Annotated in this window: 16 protein-coding genes and 1 riboswitch; of the genes, 7 read left to right on the top strand and 9 right to left on the bottom strand. The window is 67.7% G+C overall.

Annotated features, from left to right (window positions below; translation table 11 throughout):
* Window positions 1-6: 6 nt before the first annotated feature.
* Both VKA86_03835 and VKA86_03830 read right to left on the bottom strand, forming a co-directional pair.
* Window positions 7-1,377: a FlgD immunoglobulin-like domain containing protein gene (locus VKA86_03835; protein ID HKK70323.1), complete on the bottom strand. Its 1,371-nt coding sequence runs from the start codon at window positions 1,375-1,377 to the stop codon at window positions 7-9.
* Entirely contained in the window at window positions 1,374-3,425 is a 2,052-nt protein-coding gene (locus VKA86_03830; GenBank protein ID HKK70322.1) for a TonB-dependent receptor, read from the bottom strand. The genes VKA86_03835 and VKA86_03830 overlap by 4 nt, the downstream gene beginning before the upstream one ends.
* Window positions 3,426-3,572: 147 nt before the next feature.
* Window positions 3,573-3,701, bottom strand: a riboswitch (cobalamin riboswitch).
* Window positions 3,702-3,886: 185 nt separating this feature from the next.
* Here VKA86_03830 and VKA86_03825 point away from each other — a divergent pair.
* On the top strand, window positions 3,887-4,618 hold the full coding sequence (locus VKA86_03825) for a cytidylate kinase-like family protein (protein HKK70321.1): 732 nt from the start codon (window positions 3,887-3,889) through the stop codon (window positions 4,616-4,618).
* A gap of 53 nt (window positions 4,619-4,671) precedes the next feature.
* Complete coding sequence (locus VKA86_03820; protein ID HKK70320.1) at window positions 4,672-6,288, top strand: hypothetical protein; 1,617 nt, start codon at window positions 4,672-4,674, stop codon at window positions 6,286-6,288.
* Here VKA86_03820 and VKA86_03815 read toward each other — a convergent pair whose 3' ends face one another.
* Window positions 6,289-7,251, bottom strand: a complete 963-nt coding sequence (locus tag VKA86_03815) for an L-lactate dehydrogenase (GenBank protein ID HKK70319.1) — start codon at window positions 7,249-7,251, stop codon at window positions 6,289-6,291.
* Window positions 7,252-7,402: 151 nt separating this feature from the next.
* Between VKA86_03815 and VKA86_03810 the strand changes: the two genes are divergently transcribed.
* Entirely contained in the window at window positions 7,403-7,996 is a 594-nt protein-coding gene (locus VKA86_03810) for a hypothetical protein (GenBank protein HKK70318.1), read from the top strand.
* A 46-nt stretch (window positions 7,997-8,042) separates the two neighbouring features.
* On the opposite strand, the gene VKA86_03805 is transcribed toward VKA86_03810, so the two are convergent.
* The 6 genes from VKA86_03805 to VKA86_03780 form a co-directional block, all read right to left on the bottom strand.
* Entirely contained in the window at window positions 8,043-8,621 is a 579-nt protein-coding gene (locus VKA86_03805; GenBank protein ID HKK70317.1) for a tetratricopeptide repeat protein, read from the bottom strand.
* A 13-nt stretch (window positions 8,622-8,634) separates the two neighbouring features.
* Window positions 8,635-9,978, bottom strand: a complete 1,344-nt coding sequence (locus VKA86_03800; GenBank protein ID HKK70316.1) for a PLP-dependent aminotransferase family protein — start codon at window positions 9,976-9,978, stop codon at window positions 8,635-8,637.
* A gap of 175 nt (window positions 9,979-10,153) precedes the next feature.
* Complete coding sequence (locus VKA86_03795; GenBank protein ID HKK70315.1) at window positions 10,154-10,819, bottom strand: hypothetical protein; 666 nt, start codon at window positions 10,817-10,819, stop codon at window positions 10,154-10,156.
* Between the two features lie 82 nt (window positions 10,820-10,901).
* Window positions 10,902-11,507 carry a DinB family protein gene (locus tag VKA86_03790; GenBank protein ID HKK70314.1) on the bottom strand — a complete coding sequence of 202 codons (606 nt, stop codon included), beginning with the start codon at window positions 11,505-11,507 and terminating at the stop codon, window positions 10,902-10,904.
* Window positions 11,504-11,881 carry a cupin domain-containing protein gene (locus VKA86_03785; GenBank protein ID HKK70313.1) on the bottom strand — a complete coding sequence of 126 codons (378 nt, stop codon included), beginning with the start codon at window positions 11,879-11,881 and terminating at the stop codon, window positions 11,504-11,506. The genes VKA86_03790 and VKA86_03785 overlap by 4 nt, the downstream gene beginning before the upstream one ends.
* Window positions 11,878-12,648, bottom strand: coding sequence for a PRC-barrel domain-containing protein (locus VKA86_03780; GenBank protein ID HKK70312.1), 771 nt, complete (start codon window positions 12,646-12,648; stop codon window positions 11,878-11,880). The genes VKA86_03785 and VKA86_03780 overlap by 4 nt, the downstream gene beginning before the upstream one ends.
* 296 nt (window positions 12,649-12,944) lie before the next feature.
* On the opposite strand from VKA86_03780, the gene VKA86_03775 reads away from it, so the two are divergent.
* From VKA86_03775 to VKA86_03760, 4 genes are all read left to right on the top strand, one after another.
* Window positions 12,945-13,499, top strand: a complete 555-nt coding sequence (locus tag VKA86_03775; protein ID HKK70311.1) for an HD domain-containing protein — start codon at window positions 12,945-12,947, stop codon at window positions 13,497-13,499.
* Window positions 13,500-13,633: 134 nt separating this feature from the next.
* Entirely contained in the window at window positions 13,634-14,122 is a 489-nt protein-coding gene (locus VKA86_03770; protein HKK70310.1) for a superoxide dismutase [Ni], read from the top strand.
* Window positions 14,123-14,298: 176 nt separating this feature from the next.
* The gene (locus VKA86_03765; protein ID HKK70309.1) at window positions 14,299-15,714 is read left to right on the top strand and encodes a NapC/NirT family cytochrome c; all 1,416 of its coding nucleotides are present in this window, start codon (window positions 14,299-14,301) and stop codon (window positions 15,712-15,714) included.
* On the top strand, window positions 15,714-16,901 hold the full coding sequence (locus VKA86_03760; protein ID HKK70308.1) for a hypothetical protein: 1,188 nt from the start codon (window positions 15,714-15,716) through the stop codon (window positions 16,899-16,901). The genes VKA86_03765 and VKA86_03760 overlap by 1 nt, the downstream gene beginning before the upstream one ends.
* The last annotated feature ends 170 nt before the right edge of the window (window positions 16,902-17,071 follow it).

Raw genomic sequence — 17,071 nt, 5'->3', positions numbered from 1 at the left:
GGGAGCTCAACGCACCAGTGTGAGCGGGACGGCCGTCACGTCGTCCCGTCCGCGCAGGCGGGCCCGGTAGATCCCACTGGCCGCGGGCCGTCCCTCGGAATCCATGCCGTTCCAGATCGCGGTCCCGGCTTCCAGCGCCAGTGTCCGAACTCTTCGCCCCCGCGCGTCGACGATCTCGACCACCCCGTCGTGCTCGGCGCCGTCGAGTCCGATCGTCACCCGCGGATTGAAGGGATTCGGGTGGGCCGCGAGCCGGGCAGGGCGCGTGGGAACGGGTGCGCCGGTCGGGACCCCTTCGATCAGCGTGGCGTCGAAGGGTGGCAGCCCGACGTCCAACGGACCGCTCAACAATTGGGCCGTGGAGGCGTCGTACACCCGGATTCCCGGATTCGACGGCGTGCGGTCGCCCACGAAGATCCGACCGTCGCGCGACAGCTCCAGATCGCTCAGGAGGAAGCCGCTCGTGCACAGCACGGTGTCGGTGCGCTCGCCGGTCGTGGGATCGAAGCGCACCAGACAGGTGTTGAAGGTCGGGTCGTTGATCAGGGCCCATCCCGTGGCGTCGTCCACCAGCGCGACGTCCAGCAGGTCGCCGTCGAGGCCGGCCTCGGTCAGCACCGGTCCTTCCGAGCGCAGGGTGAAGGGATGGATCCGTTCGAGTCCGCCGTCGCTCTGTTGGAACGAGCCCGCGCCGATCATGAACAGGCGCTGTCGGCCCGGATCGTACTCGAAGCGCCAGTAGGGATTCTGGATCTGTAGTTCGATGCCCTGTACGCCGGGGGCCCCCGGATCGGCGTCGACCAGGGTGTCGGTGTTCGTGTCGATCACCGCGATCGTCGACGCGCCGGTCACCGCCCACGGCGTCACGCGCCGATCCACGTTCTGCAGGGTGACGAACACGCGATCGCCGACGCGGGCGATCTGATCCATTTCGACCAGACCGTCGGCCACGGCGAAGGCGGACAGGTCGATCGTCCCGAGCGTCGTTCCGGTGAAGGGGTTGCAGATCAGGAGTTCGTTGCTCTCGTACAGCGTGACGTAGGCACGATCGTCGCCGACCAGTTCGAGGTCGCGCGGGTTGAGGCCCGTTCCGCTCACGCCGAACTGCGTGACCACGCCGTAGTCGTCGGCGGCGTCGAGCACGAGCACGTTGTCGGCGAACAGGCGGTTGATCACGAACACGAAGCCGTTCTGCTGGCGGACGACGGCATCGCTGTGGACCTGGAACTCGTCGGCCACCGTCGGATAGCCGCCGTCGATTCCGATCCGTCCGGTGCTTCCCACGACCTCGAAGGTGGTGGTGACCACGAAGAGTTCTTCGGTCGCCCCTGCCCGGGAGCTCAGGAGGAGGGCGAACGCGATCAACAGGATCTTCATCGTCCACCCGCCTGCAGGCTCAGCGAGACCTGACGTCCGGGCAGGGGATCACCCAGGAAGTCGTGGACCTCGGCGTCGGAGACGTTGTCGACCCGCCCGTGCAGGGCCCAGTCGGAGCTCAGTCTCCAGCGGAGTCCGATCGAGCCGATCACACGTGCGGGGACGGCCAGGCGCTCGCCGGTCTGCTGGTAGTTCTCGCCCATCGCGAACAGGTCGAAGTCGGCACGCAGGTGTCCCACGTGCAGGCTCTGTTGCAACTCCACCTCGATCCCGGGCCGGAAGGGCAACTGCTTCCCGCCGGCGACGGTGTCGTCGGTCCGGTCCTCACTCCAGAGGCGGGTGATGGCCGCACGGAATCCGAAGGGCCCGAATCGACCGAAGTCGGCCTCGAATTCGAGGCCGCGGATCTCGGCGCGACCCAGGTTCCGGGCCCGGGCGGTGACCGGCGAGGTCTTCACGAAGGTGATCAGGTCGAAGGCGTCGTTGGCGAAGGCACTCAGGGCGAAGCGCCGCCCCTCGAGTGGGCGTGACCAGACCAGGCCCACGTCGCGGTTCACACCCTCTTCGGGACGCAGGTCGGGGTTCGCGGTGGTCGTTCCCCGGTCGCCGAAGAGCTCGAGCAGCGTGGGGACACGACGGTAGACTCCCAGGTTCGCCTTCAGCGACACCTCGTCGCTGATCGCGTAGCGCGTCCCGAACTGGGCGGTGTAGGCGAACAGTCCCGTCCTCTGTTCGTCGCCACGCGGCAGGGACTCGAGCGACGAACTCTCGTTCCACCACTGCTCGTGGTGCTCCACGCGGACTCCGGGCGACAGCAAGAGGCGGTCGCCGAGGACGCGCCACTTCGGTTCGAGGGCAGCGGTGGTGGTCCAGCGCCACTGGGGTTCGCCCTCGCCGTCGAGGAGGGCTTCGTCGACGCTGCGGAGCCGCGCGACCCGGCTCTGGACGTTCCAGACGGTCGGCCCGAAGGGTCTCGCGGCGCCGCTCGCGTTCAGGCCCACGGCGTGCAGCACGTCGACGCGGTCGCGCGGGGTCCCCGACAGGTCGCCGCCGAGGTCGCGGACGGCCTGTCGTTCGGTCCGCTGGTGGAGGGAGACCTCCCGGAGGACGCCGCGGGCACGCCGTTCACTGCGCCAGGCGATCTGCGCGTGGTGCGTCAGCGACCGGCTCCGTGCGGTCTCCGACTGGAGTACCCCACGTCCGGGCAGGCCCTGTTCGCGCGTGTCGAGGATCTCGCTCAGCCGTAGCGTGCCTCCGAAGGCGGGACGGCTGAGCTGCAGTTGTCCGCCGAAGCCGGTGGCATCGTTGTTGACGCGGCCGACGACGCGATCGTCGTCGGGGTTGTAGGGCGTGCGGCGGTCGTCGAGGTAGTCCCAGTCGTTCTCGCTGCGCACGAATCGACCGCGTGCCGCGACCGACCAGTCTGCCAGTCGCCACGCACCACCCCCCTCCGCGTTCCACGTGTCGAAGGAACCACGCGTGAGCGAACCGTTCCAGCTCTCGCGTCCGTCGAGGCTGTACAGGTGGATGGCGCCTCCGAGCGAGCCACCGCCGAGCACGAGGGGAGCGCTTCCACGGTAGACCTCGATCCGTTCGAGGTGGGCCAGGTGGAGGTCGGCCAGGTCCACGGCTCCGCTGTCGGGTCCGTTCAGGAGCACTCCGTCGAGGTAGATCGGGACCTGCGCCGGTGTCGATCCGCGCAGGCTGACGGTCGCGTGTCCGCCCACGCCTCCGCTGTCGCGCACGTGCACACCGACCGCGCGCGAGAGGACCTCGGCGGTGTCGTAGGACTCGCCGCGCCAGCTCGAGGCTTCGAGCACGCTGGCGAAGCCGGTGTCGCGATCCACGCGACCCTGGGCCGTGATCCGACGTCCACGCACCTCGAGCACGGGTGCCACGAGATCGCCCGTCGAGTCGGCGTCGACGGTGGTCGGGGATGCTCCGGTCGTGGAATCGGCGTCGGCGGCTCTCGCCGCCGGGATCGTCGTTCCTCCGCACGCCAGTGCGAACAGACCGAGGAGCAGCCCCCGTGCGCGCGTGTTGGGCATGGCCCATCACCGCCGGAGGTTGCGTCCCGGTAGGTCGGTACGGTCGGTCGCGCGCAGCAGGGGTGACGGCCGGTGGGAGTGCCCACCTCCGCGTGCGCGAAACCCACCCTTCCTTCCCCCGAAGGACCAGGTGGAAACGCCCGGGGTCGGTCTCCTGGCTTCCGGCTCGAGCCGGCTCTCCGCGCCTTCCCAGAACCCGTGTTCCAGTGGCGTGTGCGGAGGCCGTCGCCGGTCACAGTGGCGGGGCCGCGCTGGAATCGCACCAGCTTCCCGGTTGGACCCGCCGGGCGTCGGTTTCGAGTGGCAGGACCATAACGGCTCCGCCGGCGGCGGGCAAGCCGCGGCACGGGGTTGGTGCAGGTTGATCAGAGCGGGAAGGCCCCGCGGCGGTGCTACACTGGAGGTGCAGCCGGACTCCACGCTCCGCGCTGTGGCGCGGGGCCCCGAACGGAGGCTTCGCCATGGACGACTCGCTCGAGATCCCCGCCGTGCAGCGCATCGTTTCACGGCAGTTGAACAAATGGGCCATCGAGGCTCGCGCCGCCGACGAACGCCGGGACTTCGGTCCTCGTCGGCGTGTACCGCCCGTCTCCCCCTGGATCACCATTTCCCGTGAGCCGGGATCGGGAGCGCGAGAACTGGCCGAAGTCCTTTCCCGGCGCCTCGGATACGACGTCTACGGCCGCGAGTTGCTCGAGCGCATGGCCGAGGGCGGTCCGATCGCCCGGGCCGCGTTCGAGCGGGTCGAGCGCGGTCCCCACGATTCGCTCCGCGAAGCCGTGTTCCTCTCGTTGGACCGCGCCTATCCGGGTCACTACACCTACCTCAAGCGTCTGGTGGCGATCGGGACCGCGCTGGCGGCCCGTGGCAACGTGATCCTGATCGGCCGTGGTCTGCACTTCGTCCTGCCGAGAGACCACGGGCTCTGTCTCCGTCTCGTCGCCTCGCCGGAGCGCCGGATCGAGAACGTGGCGAAACGGCGGAAGTGCACGGCGCGCGAGGCGGAACTGTGGATCGAGCAGGCCGACCGCAGTCAGAACGAGCTCGTGCGCCACATCCTGCACCAGGACCTGCGGGACGTGCACGCCTACGACATGGTGCTCGACACCGAGACGCTCGGCGTCGGCACCTGCGCGGATCTGATCGGGATCGCGCTGAAGTCGATTCCGCGGACGATGACGGTGGAGGCCTGACGGCGGCCCAGGTTGCCCCTTCCGGGAGGGCCGGCTTGTGCTAGCCTTCCGGCATGATGGTCCCGGAATTCCTCGCGGCCTCGCGCCGAGCGCCGGTCGCACTGGTGTGTCTTCTCCTCGTCGTCTTCGTGATCGTGGTCTGGCGCAACGCCTGGCTGGGAGACGACGCCTTCATCTCCTTCCGCGTGGCCGAGAACCTCGTCGAGGGCTACGGCCTGCGTTGGAACGTGGCCGAGAGGGTGCAGGCCTTCACGAATCCGCTGTGGACCCTCGTGGTGGCCGGCGGGGCATTCTTCACTCGCGAGTTCTACTACACCTCGCTCGTGCTGAGTCTGGTCGCGACGATCGGTGCGGTGCTGCTCGTGGTGCTGCAGGCCCGTGGTGCCTGGGCGGCGGCGGCGGCGGTCGGCCTGCTGCTCTCGTCCCGTGCGTTCGTGGACTATTCGACCTCGGGGCTGGAGAACGCTCTCGGACATCTCCTGCTGGCCGCGTTCCTGGTCGCGGTGTTGCGCGGTGAGCCGGTCGGACGGCGGTTGCTGCTGGCCTCGGTGCTGGCGGCGTTGCTGATGGTCAACCGCATGGACATGCTCCTGATCGTCGCGCCGCCGCTGGTGTGGAGCGTGGTCCGTGCGCCGTCGCGTCGGCGGGCGCTGGCGACGGTGGCCCTCGGAATGACGCCCTTCGTGGCGTGGATGGTGTTCGCCACTCTCTATTACGGGTTCCCGTTCCCGAACACCGCCTATGCCAAGCTCGGCGCCGGGATCCCGCGCGCCGAGCTCTGGGCCCAGGGCCTGCGCTATGTCGCCAACTTCGCGCGGCACGACACGTTGGCCCTCGTGACCCTGATCGGGGGAATCGTCGTCGCGGTCCGGGCGCGCCGCGGCATGCCGATCGCGATCGCGTTGGGTGTCGTCGCCTACGTCGTGTACGTGGTCAACGTCGGCGGTGACTTCATGCGGGGTCGTTTCTTCACGCTGCCGATCCTGGCCTCCGTGGTCCTGGTCCTGCACGTCGGGGCCGCCTTTCGACCGCGATGGGCGATGGTGGTGCTCGCCGTGGCCCTGGGCTGGTCGGTGCTGGTCCCCTCGAGTCCACTGCGAACCGACCCCAGGTCCTACCTCGACCTGCCCGAAGACGCGCGGTTCCTGGACGGGCACGGCATCGCCGACGAGCGTAGCTTCTACTTCCGTGGCACCAGCCCGATGCTGGCCGGCGGCCGCGGAGAGATGCCGGCACACGAATGGGCCGACTGGGGCCGACGTGCGCGCGACCAGCGAGCCACGGGGATCGCCGTGGTCAGCGCGGCCGGCATGCGTGCCTTCTTCGCCGGGCCACGTGTGCACTTCATCGATCGCTACGGCCTGGGCGATCCTCTCATGTCGCGGCTTCCGCCGGATCCCGCGCGCCCCTGGCGGATCGGGCACATCCATCGCGAACCGCCCGAGGGTTATCGGGAGACCCTGAAGAGCGGCGTGAACCAGATGCAGGACGATGCCCTGGTGGACCTGGTGGGGATCCTGCACGTCATCACCCGGCATCCGGTGTGGTCCTGGGAGCGCCTGCGCACGATCTGGGACTTCAACACCGGACGCCACGCACGACTCGTCGACATCGTCGGTGCGCGGCATGTCGAGCGCAGGCGCATGGCGGAACGCCGGAGCCCGAACTGATCAGGCCTCGGCCGCGTCCTCGGCATGGAGATCGTCGATCGCGCGGCGCACGGTCCGTGCCGACGCCTCCAGTGCGTGCTGCTCGTCTTCCTGGAGCTGCAGTGGATGCGGCGCTCCGATCACGCCGTCGCCGCCGATCACGTGGGGCATGGAGATGGTGACGTCTTCGACCCCGGCGATCTTCGCCCGAGGTGTGCACACGGTGGCGATCGCCCGGCGATCGTTCAGGACGACTTCCGTCAGATGCGCGAGTGCACTCGCGACCCCGTAGTAGGTGGCGCCCTTTCCCGCGATGATCCGATAGGCGGCGTTGCGAACGGCGTCTTCGACGTGACGTCGGTCGTCGTCGCCGAGCTCCGGTCCGCGGCGCTTCACGAACTCGTCGAGCGCGATTCCGCCGACGCGTGCCGTCGACCACGCCAGGACCTCGCTGTCGCCGTGTTCGCCCACCACGTAGGCGTGCACGTGCCGGGAGTCGATGCCCAGGTGTCGGCCGAGCAGTGCCCGGAAGCGTGCGGTGTCGAGCATGGTTCCCGATCCGATCACACGTCGCGACGGAACTCCGAAATCGGCCGCGAACTCCGATGCCACGTGGGTCATCACGTCGACCGGATTGCTGGCGATGATCAGCAGCGCGTCGGGGGCTGCGCTCAGGACCGAGGGCACGACGTCGCGGAAGACCCGGGCGTTGCGGGCGAGCAGGTGCAGGCGGGTCTCGCCCGGTTTCTGTCCCACGCCGGCTCCGATGACGACGACGCGGCTGCCCCGCAGGTCGTCGTAGTCGCCGGCGCGGACCTGCAGGGGTTCGGCGAAGGGTACGGCGTGCAGGATGTCGTCGGCCTCGGCTTCGGCGCGCTCTCGGTTCACGTCGACCAGGACGACCTCTCGGCCCACGCCGCGCGCGACGAGAGCGAAAGCCACGGTCGAGCCGACGAATCCGGTTCCTACGATTCCGACCTTCATGGGCGTCTCCTCGAGGGGGAGCTCCAGATGAAGAGCAACGACGAATCTGCGTCGTTGGCAAGGCATGGGTTTTCGTTGTCGTGAGCGGTTCGGGGTGGGACCATCGGCTGGTATCCGTTCCGGCCGCGATCTCTCACCGGAAGATGAAGCGATGCTCCGAGTCGCCCGGGCCCTCCTCGTCCTGTGGACGCTGGCGCTCCCGTCGTCCTCTCTCGCCTTCGACGGCCAGCGCGAAGGGTTCGTGCTCGGCGGTGGCCTCGGTGCAGGTCTGGTCAGTTTCGAGCAGGAGATCTCCGGAGGGGGACTGACGGTCAGCACCGAGCGTCAGGAGGAGGGGGCCCTCGCCACCGGGTTCGTCATCGGGGCCGGATTGAACGAGACCACCGTGCTCGCCTACAGCGCCCGCGTCAGTTGGTTCTCGATCGTGAACCTCCGCGGTGACGACGTCACCGTGACGCACGCTCTCGGAACCGTGGCCCTGACCCAGTACCGGCGACCGGTCGCACCGTCCTTCTACTACTCCATGGGGGTGGGCTTCTCGACCTGGGACCTGCCCTTCGAGGAGGACTCGGGCGATCCCTGGATCGGGCTCGGTCTGCGCGGCGGCGTGGGCTACGAGTTCCACTCGCACTTCGCGGTGGAGCTCTCGCTCGGTTGGGGCGAGCCGAGTACCGAAGAAGGTGGCTTCGACGTCTCGTCGAACGCGATCAGCGTGAACGTCGTTCTGGTGGGGCTGGCCTACTGAGGCCGACGCCGGGCGGGTGCGCGGACACCCGCCCGCATCGCGTGGCTCAGGACGACCCGTCGTTGCCGTTGACGTAGTGCTGGGCCGCGGCGTCGTCGGGATTCTTCAACAGCACGGTCTGGAACTGCTCCTGGGCTTCGTCTTCCTTGCCTTGTCGCTGGTAGATCACGCCCAGGTGGAAGTTGCCGATGGTGAAGTTCGGGTAGCGATCGAGGAGTTCCTGGAAGGTGGCCGCGGCGTCGCCGAGGTCGCCCCGATGGTACAGAGCATTGCCCAGCCAGAAGTAGCTGAGCTGCAGGTCGCCGTCGATCTCCAGGGCCTTGCGCATGCACTGCACGCACTGGTCGAAGTCGGCCAGGTAGTAGTGGGCCACACCGAGGTCGTGCCAGAACGTGGCGTTGTCCGGCTCGAGTTCGCAGGCGACGTTGAGGTGTTCCCGTGCCCGTCGCAGATGGCCCTGCCGCAGGTGCAGGTTGCCGAGGTGCTTGCGTACCAGGGCTTCGTTCTCGCCCTTGTCGCCCGCCTCGACGATGTCCTCGAAGGCCTGCACGGCCTTGTCGAACTCACCGCGCAGCTCGAGTCCCATGGCGAACGCCAGCCGTCCTTCGGCGTCATAGTCGGTCATCGTACGGCCTCCTCTACTCGAGCACTTCGTGCAGCGCGAGATTCAGTGGAAGATGCGTGAGGGCGTGATCGCTGCCGGTGGTCAGACCTTCGCTGAATCCACGCACCTCGGCGGTGTCGGCCTTCGGGGCCGGGTTGTCGGTGATCAACTGGTCGATGGCGTCGCTCAGTCGCTTGACCGCGATCACGAGCTGGTCCTCGCTCGGGTACGAGAAGTTCAGCCGTAGCGTGTTGTGGCCGCCGCTGTCGCAGTAGAAAGCGTTGCCGATCACGAAGGCCACGTTGCGCTCGAGCGCGAGGCGGAACAGATCTCGCGCGTCGAGGTGCTTGGGAAGCGTCATCCACAGGAACATGCCACCCTCGGGGTTGGTCCAGCGGACGCCCCAGTCGGGATCGACGTGCTCGGACAGCGCGGTCAGCATGATCTCGCGCTTGCGGGCGTAGAGTTCGCGTGTGCGTTCCAGACGCGGCCACAGGTGCCCGCCCTTCACGTACTCGCGGGCGATGATCTGATTGAAGCTGCTCGTGCACAGGTCCACCGGTTGTTTGGCCATGACCAGGCGTTGGATCACCTCGGGGTGGGCCAGCACGTATCCCAGGCGCAGTCCGGGGCAGAAGACCTTGGAGAAGCTGTAGAGCGTGATCACACGCCCGTCGCGGTCGAGTGCCCCGAGGGCCGGGGGCGTTTCGCCGATGTAGCGCAACTGCCGGTACGGATTGTCCTCGACGATGAGCAGGTCGAACTCGCGGGCGATGGAAAGGACCTCGTGGCGTCGTTCGACGCTCAGCGTGACCCCCGCCGGGTTCTGGAAGTCCGGCACCAGGTACAGGAACTTCGGATGCACGCCCTCACGCCGAAGTGTGAGGAGACGGTGCTCGAGCAGGTCGGTGCGCATCCCCTCGTCGTCGAGAGGGACACCGCTGAGGCGCGCGCCGCAGGCGACGAAGGCACCGAGTGCGCCCAGGTAACTGGGCAATCCGCACACGACCGTGTCTCCCGGCGCGATGAACACACGTGAACACAGGTCGAGCGCCTGCTGGCTGGCCGTGGTCACCAGCACGTTCTCGAGCGCGACGTTCTCGCAGCCGTCGGCCTCCATCAGACCGATGAGCTCTTCGCGGAGTCCGACGTCGCCCTCCGTGGGCCCGTACTGCAGGGCCGCCGGACCGAACTCGTCGAGGACACGCTGGGTGACCTCCTTCAGCTCCGGCACGGGAAAACTCGCCGGGGCGGGCAACCCGCCGGCGAGGCTGATCATGTCGGGTTTGGCGATCAGCTTGAGGAGTTCGCGGATCTCGTTGCGCGTGGCCGTCCGCGCGGAGTCGGACAAGAACTTCTGCAGCCGTGTCGCGTCCATGGCGCCGTCCTCGGTGGTAGGTCGCCGGTCGCTGATGCGAACGGATCAGGGCGTACGTCGACACCCTGGGAGAAAGGACACCGACAGGATATTCCCTCGCTCCGGGGCGAGGGAGGGTGATTCACGAATTCGATGTACCGCGCGAGTCGACCTCACGGCTTTGGAGCCGCAGCGGTCAGTGGACCACGACGACCAGACCGGCCGACCCGTACAGCCCCTCGTGATCCCACGTGGCCGCGGCCGGCCCGCCGGTGATCCGTTGCAGCACCGCGGTGCCCAACGTTCGCTCGTCGCCGAAGGTGTAGCCCGCGCGCAGGATCAGTCCCAGTCGATCGGTGAGGTCGACCCCCCCGACCCCGTACAACCGTGCCAGGTCGATCGAGACGTCGAGAGGGTCGGTGGAGGTGATCCGTGACGTGAAACGGAGGCGTCCGTCGGTGACCAGGCGCACGTAGCCGAGGCCGATCCCGACGAAGGGATCCTCCCACGACCACGGGGCCAGTCTCAGGTGGGCCTCGGCGAAGACACCGAACTCGTCGGCGTCGAGATCGAACTCCACGTCTCCCGCTCCGAACGCGCTGTCGTAGATTCCGCCGACGGTCCGTCGGTGGTGGGCGTAGTGGCCCCCGACGCGCAGACCATAGGGGAGTCGCACGCGGAGCTCGGTGCCCAGTGCGGGCACCGTGGTGTCGATCTCTTCGGTCGCCACGTTGGCGGAGGTGGCCGCGCTGCTGCTCGCGTGGACGGAGCCGGTCAGTCCGAGACGCACCTCGACCGCACGCGCTCCGTCCGGTGTGGCCAGGAGAAGGCCGACGACGAGCGACAGGCACAGTCGGAACACGACGACTCCGGAGGTTCGAGGGCCGTTCATGATGCGACTGTACGACGATCGTTCGTCTCCTGACCAGCTCGAAGAGTGGCGATCAGTTTCCTTCGAGCGCCTTCTCCGCCTGCTCCAGGTGCCGGCGCTCGTGGCCGCACACGATCCGGAAGGCGGTGTCCAACGAGATACGGACGACCGGAACGAAGGGAGACCGGACATCGACCGCACCGAGGTCGAGTCCCTCCGCCGCCTCGAGTCGGCGGGCGTAGTCCTGCCGTTTCTCCTGGAACCGTACGCGCGGGTCGGTGGGGTCGTCGTTCTCGGATCGGGCCGGTTCGACCGCGGAGTGGGGTCGCCGAGGGCGGATCCGGGCCGGTGCCGGGATCCGCAGCCGGGCCGGGGGCTCCAGCCCGTGCAGGAGGATCCGCTCGAGGACGTTCGGTTGAGGCTTCCGTGCGGCGTCGGCGTGTTCGGCGGGGCGCGCGTGGGTGACCGCTTCGTCGATCACCTCCAGGTAGGCGTCGCCGGCGCGGACGAGATGGTCGAGACACTCGCCGACCGACCATCGTTTCGGCCGGGGGCGTTCCCACAACTGCGAGGGGGTGAGCGATCCCGCGATCGCGACGGCGCGGTCGCCATTCGCCTTCAGTTCGTCCCAGCGCTCCCGCAGCGTGGGGTGGTCGACGTCGGGTGCGGGATCGATCACGATCCACGCGGCCCCGTGTCGGGGTCCTCGTCACGGGCGTGGATCTCGGCCGGCGGAGACGTCGCCTCGACCGCGGTGAAGGTCTCGAGGACCCGGTAGGTGTGCTCGGCACCGGCCGGGATCACCCAGCTGTCGCCCGGCTCGAGGATCGCGACCTGTCCTTCGATCTCGAGTTCGGCGCGCCCAGCGACCACGAAGCCGACGGTCTCGTAGTCGCGGCGGCGTGGCTCCTTCGACGTGGTGGGAGGCAGCTCGTCCCACAGCCGCATCGACATGGACTTGCCCGTGACCAGGTGGCGCTGTCCCATCGTGCCCTGTGGCGAGTGCGAGGCGTCGACCTTCTTGATGCTCGTGTCGGTGCGCTCGGGGTTCATGGCGATCCCTCCGCGGGTCGGGTTTCGTGGAGTCGGGACGCGGTGCGTCCGTAGTGTTCGAGCAGCCGACGGCGGTACGCCTCGTCGACGCGGGTGGAGGCCTCGAAGCCCGGTGCCCGGCCCACTGCTTCGCAGTCGAGGTCCAGGCGGACCACCGGCTCGACCCAGTCGATCGCTTCCGTCCAGTCCGGGGCAATCAGGATCCGGCGTTCCTCGGCCGGGGCCACGGTGTCCACCACGAGGTACTGGATCTTCCAGGTCTCGTCGTCGTAGGCGAGATCCGACACTCTTCCGACCCGCTGTCCTTCGCATTCGACGGCGTACCCCAGCAGTTCCTGCGCGCTCCGCAGGTCGGCGCCGCTCCCGGTCTCGCCGGTCTTCTCCCCGGAGACCCCGGACCGCAGCGGGGTGATCGGCGCGGTGGCACCGAGCTGGCTCGAGGTCGTCAACCAGAAGGGCTGCCAGGTGGGATCCCCCACGTGTTCCATGTTGCGCTTCGAGACCGCGTCGTCCTCGATCGCCGTCGGGCTGTTCTGCATCTGCCGCCGATCGAAGCGGGTCCGCATGGTGCGGTGTTCACGGTCGACGGAGTCGAGTGCAGAAGGAGCCAGCAGGACGGTCAGTCCGGGCAACCATGCCGAGACGTCGGCGGTGAGGTAACGAACGACCCACTCCACATCTTCGAAGTACAGGTCCTGCAGCGGGCCCAGGGGGCCGTCGGCAGCTCGGAGTTCGAAGTCCGTGAGTTCGAGCATGGTGCGGATCATCGAGGCCTCCTGGCACGCGTCCGGGTCACCGGGCGGATTCACGTGGATCATGGCCGGGGTCCGGCCGCGGAACGTTCCACAGTTTGCGTCCGGCCGGTCGCGATGACGTCCCGGTGGACGGTGGCGGGAGCCCTGGGACGCACTCGTGGGTGGGGTGGGGGATTCCCCGAGACGCTCCCCTTTCCGGTCCGGAGTGGAACGGTGATCTCACGATTCCGGCGTGTCGTCGGCGCGTCCGCTATGCTTTGCTCTCGCAGTGGATTCCGGATGCTTTCCCGCCGCGATGGAGACACGCGATGACCGCCGTCACCCGGGCCGATCTCGAGGATCTCTGGCCGGAGCTGGGCTGGATCGAGAACGAGGATCTGCGCGAACGCGTCGCCCGTACCTGGGAACTCGCCTTCGAACGCAGTCCCCTGACCCCCGACGACCTCCGGCAGATCCCCTTCACGCTGCGCGTGCAGAACTGCACGGCGACGTTCATGGAACACAAACGGTGCGTGGTGCACATCGCTCGACGCAGCGCCGAATCGATGCAGGACTTCCTGGGGCGCGCGCTGCGGATCGACCTCGACACCGTCGTGGCGGGGGCGATCCTCGCCGACGTCGGAAAGCTCCTGGAGTACGATCGGATCGACGGAATCGCGGTGCAGAGCGATCGTGGCAAAGCCCTGAGGCACCCCTTCACCGGTGTGTCGCTGGCCATGGAGTGCGGGATCCCGGACGCGGTCTGCCACGTGATCGCCACGCATGCCGGCGAAGGGGACATGGTGGGTCGTTCTACCGAAGCCTGTATCGTCCACCACGCCGACTTCATGAGCTTCGAGCCCTTCGGCAACCCGCCGAACTGACGAGCCGGAGGACCCCCAGACGGCGTCCCGGGGAAGGAGGGGGCCACGGCGTGGTGCGCGTGGCGTCCCCTCGCGCCTCGGCCTAGACTGCATGGCACGCAACGAGAACCCGTCCCCCCACGAGAGGTACTCCCATGCGCCGTGCCCTGAGCGCCGCCCTGTTGCTCGTCCTTCTCGCTCCCGCCACCGTGCGCGCCCACTGCGAGATCCCGTGCGGGATCTACGGCGACGCCATGCGCATCGAGATGCTGCGCGAGCACGTGACCACGATCGAGAAAGCCATGAACCAGATCGACGCCCTGACCGCCGAGGGCGACAAGAACTACAATCAGATCGTGCGCTGGATCACCAACAAGGAACAGCACGCCGTCGAGTTCCAGCACATCGTCAGCCAGTACTTCCTGCACCAGCGGATCAAGCCGGCCGGTGCCGACGACTCGGACTACGTGAAGCAGCTCACACTGCTTCACGAGATGCTCGTGCACGCCATGAAGTCGAAGCAGACCACGGAAACGGCGCACACCGAGAAGCTCGACGAGCTGATCTCGGAGTTCAGTGCGGCGTACTTCGGCCCCGAGGAGCTCGAGCATCTACGTGATCATCGTCTCGGCGAGAGCGAGTGATCCCACCGATCTGATCCACATGCATCATGGGTTCGATCGGCCGAGGCTGGTATAGATGGAATGCCTCGCGCAGTGAATCGAGAGCGTGACGCCGGGAGCCACCTGTCCTCGACCAGGCTTCCGCGTCGCGCGATCCGGCGCCCATTCCGGTGGGTGCTCGACATATCGGAGGACTCATGCCCATCCCCGCGATCTCCCGCTTCGCCTCGTGCGTAGCGGGATTCCTCGTTCTGCTCCTGACCTGTCCGGTTCTCGCCCAGCCCGTGACGGGGGTCCTGCCCGAGGAGGAACTCCGGGCGATCCCCTCCGGGGACGACGCCCACGGTCAGTTCTCCTACGACGACTTCCAACCTGCCCAGCAGTGCACCGGCTGTCATCTGGACATCGCCGGGCAGTGGCGCCGCTCGCTCATGAGCCAGGCCTACACGCACCACTGGGACGAGATCGAATACTTCCGGCTCGCCGTACCCCACGCCGAGCGGAAGGAGAAGGTGGCCGAGGTGAAGCACGGCTGCAACGGCTGCCACGCGCCCGTCTCGTTCCTCGCGGGCGACACCCCGCCGCCGCGGCCCGGTGAGGGGAGCATGGCCGACGAGGCCGTGAACTGTGACATGTGCCATCAGGTCGTGGGTTTCGCCGGAGAGGTTCCCCACAACTACAACTACCTCGTGAAGCCCGGTCGCACGAAGTGGGGCGGGCGCGAGGGCATGGAGTCGCCGCACCACCTCACCGCCAAGAGCGAGTTCATCCAGAGTGCGGAGTTCTGCGGGACCTGCCACAACGAGAAGAGTCCCTACGACGTCTGGGTGAAGAGCACACAGCTCGAGTACGCCGAGGGTCCGTACCCGGACATGGGGATCACCTGTCACGACTGCCACATGCCGCCGGGGCACGGGCGCCTCGCGATCATGGGGGCCGAGGTGGTCGACGATCGGCGGAACCACCTCTTCCACGGTGCCCATCACCAGAGCAAGCTCGCCGGTGTGGTCGAGATGGTCATGTGGACCGAGCATCCTGAGTGTCTTCCCGGCGATCCGGTGACCCTGAAGCTGGCGCTGTTCAACGGCAAGGCCGGGCACAAGGTGCCTTCGGGCTCGGCCGAGGAGCGACAGCTGTGGGTGACCGTCCACGCCGTCGACGCCGATGGCAATCGGTATCACCTCCCGGTCGAGAAGAAGGGCTTCGAGGGCGAGGAGCAGACCATCACCAGCAACGAGCTGGCCTACCAGGACATGGGCGAACCTCTGGACGATCCGGACTTCGCCGGCCTGCCCCGGGACTCCACGGCCTACGAAGGCGACCGGATCTTCTGCCTGCCCTACTTCGACGAGCAGGGTCGCCGCACCATCATGCAGTGGAACACGGCGAGCCTGGGGACCGACTACCGGATCGCGCCCCGAGAGACCAAGACCGAAACCTATCTGTTCACGGTCCCGCAGGACGTGCCCTACGGGGAGCTGCGGTTCGAGGCCGTGCTCCGCTATCGCAAACTCGTGAAGTCCGTCGGTGACTTCCTCGACGTCCCCGCAGAGGAGACCGAGGCCGTCGTCGTCGGCGAAGCCGATACTTCCGTCGAGGTGGTGAACTGGTGATGAAGACGACGAAGAACCTTGTGTTCCCGATGATCGCGGCACTGGTGCTCGTGAGTACCTTCGTGTCCGAGGCGAACGCGATACCCGCCTTCGCCCGCAAGTACAATCTCTCGTGTACGACGTGCCACGCGCCGGCTCCGCGTCTGAAGGACTACGGTGACGAGTTCGCCGGCAACGGCTTCCGTCTTCCCGACGGCGAGGAACCACGTCGAGCCTACCAGGACACGGGCGACCCGGAGTTGTTGCTCCAACGCGACCTGCCCCTGGCCGTGCGTCTGGACGCCTACGGCGTCTACGAGACACGGGAGGACGACGAGAACGTCCCCGATCTGCAGGTTCCGTGGGGTATCAAGCTCCTGAGTGGTGGCAGTGTGATGGACGACGTGGGCTACTACGTCTACTTCTACATGGCCGAGGAGGGCGAGGTCGCCGGGGTGGAAGACGCCTACCTGCACTTCAACGATCTCGGGGGGCAACCTCTCGACGTGATGGTCGGTCAGTTCCAGATCTCCGACCCCATGATGAAGCGCGAGCTGCGCCTGACCTTCGAGGACTACGAGATCTACAAGGCGCAACCCGGAGGATCGGTCGCACGGCTCACCTACGATCGTGGAGTGCTGGTCACCTACGACACGCCGATCGGTCTGTCCCTCGTGGGTGAGGTGGTCAACGGCAACGGCCTGGCCGCCGCGGAAGACGGAGGAGACGACTTCTTCGATCGTGACCCAGACAAGGGCTACCTCGGGCGCCTGGTCTACGCGGCGGGTCCGGTCACCGCGGCCGGAACCTACTACGCCACGACCGAGGCCCTGAGCGCGAGCGGTACCGGCTTCGAGAACGATGTCGAAGTCTTCGGTCCCGACGTGCACGTGGGCTTCGACAAGGTCTCGGCGAGCGTGCAATACCTGCATCGAACCGACAGCGACGCCACGGGCTCGGGATCGGAGATCGAGACCGACGGCGTGATCGGCGAACTGACGATCATGCCGGCCGGTCCCGACGGCATGGATGCCGTCGTCCTCTTGTACAACTGGATCGACTCCGACGACGACGCCACCGACTACGAGACGGTGACCGCGTCGTGGTCGCATCTGCACGCCCGGAATCTGCGGATGATCGCCGAGCTGACCTACGACCTCGAGATCGAGGAGACACGCGCGGTCGTCGGCTTCACGGCTGCGTTCTAGCGTACTCCCCGTACGTGTGCCCCCCGGGGCGGAGGGACCCGGTCGGATCGTCCCTCCGCTCTGCCTGCCCGGTGCACGTGCATCACGGCGACGCGCGAGCTCACATTTTCGGCCCGACGGCCTGCGCGGTTCTCACAGTTCCACGCTGTCGACCGTGGTGGTGGCGGTGC

It is taken from the genome of Candidatus Krumholzibacteriia bacterium (assembly GCA_035268685.1).
In the GTDB taxonomy this organism is placed as follows: Bacteria; Krumholzibacteriota; Krumholzibacteriia; order JAJRXK01; family JAJRXK01; genus JAJRXK01.
The sequence above is the reverse complement of the archived record's forward strand: the minus strand, read 5'-3'. Positions and strand labels throughout refer to the sequence as shown.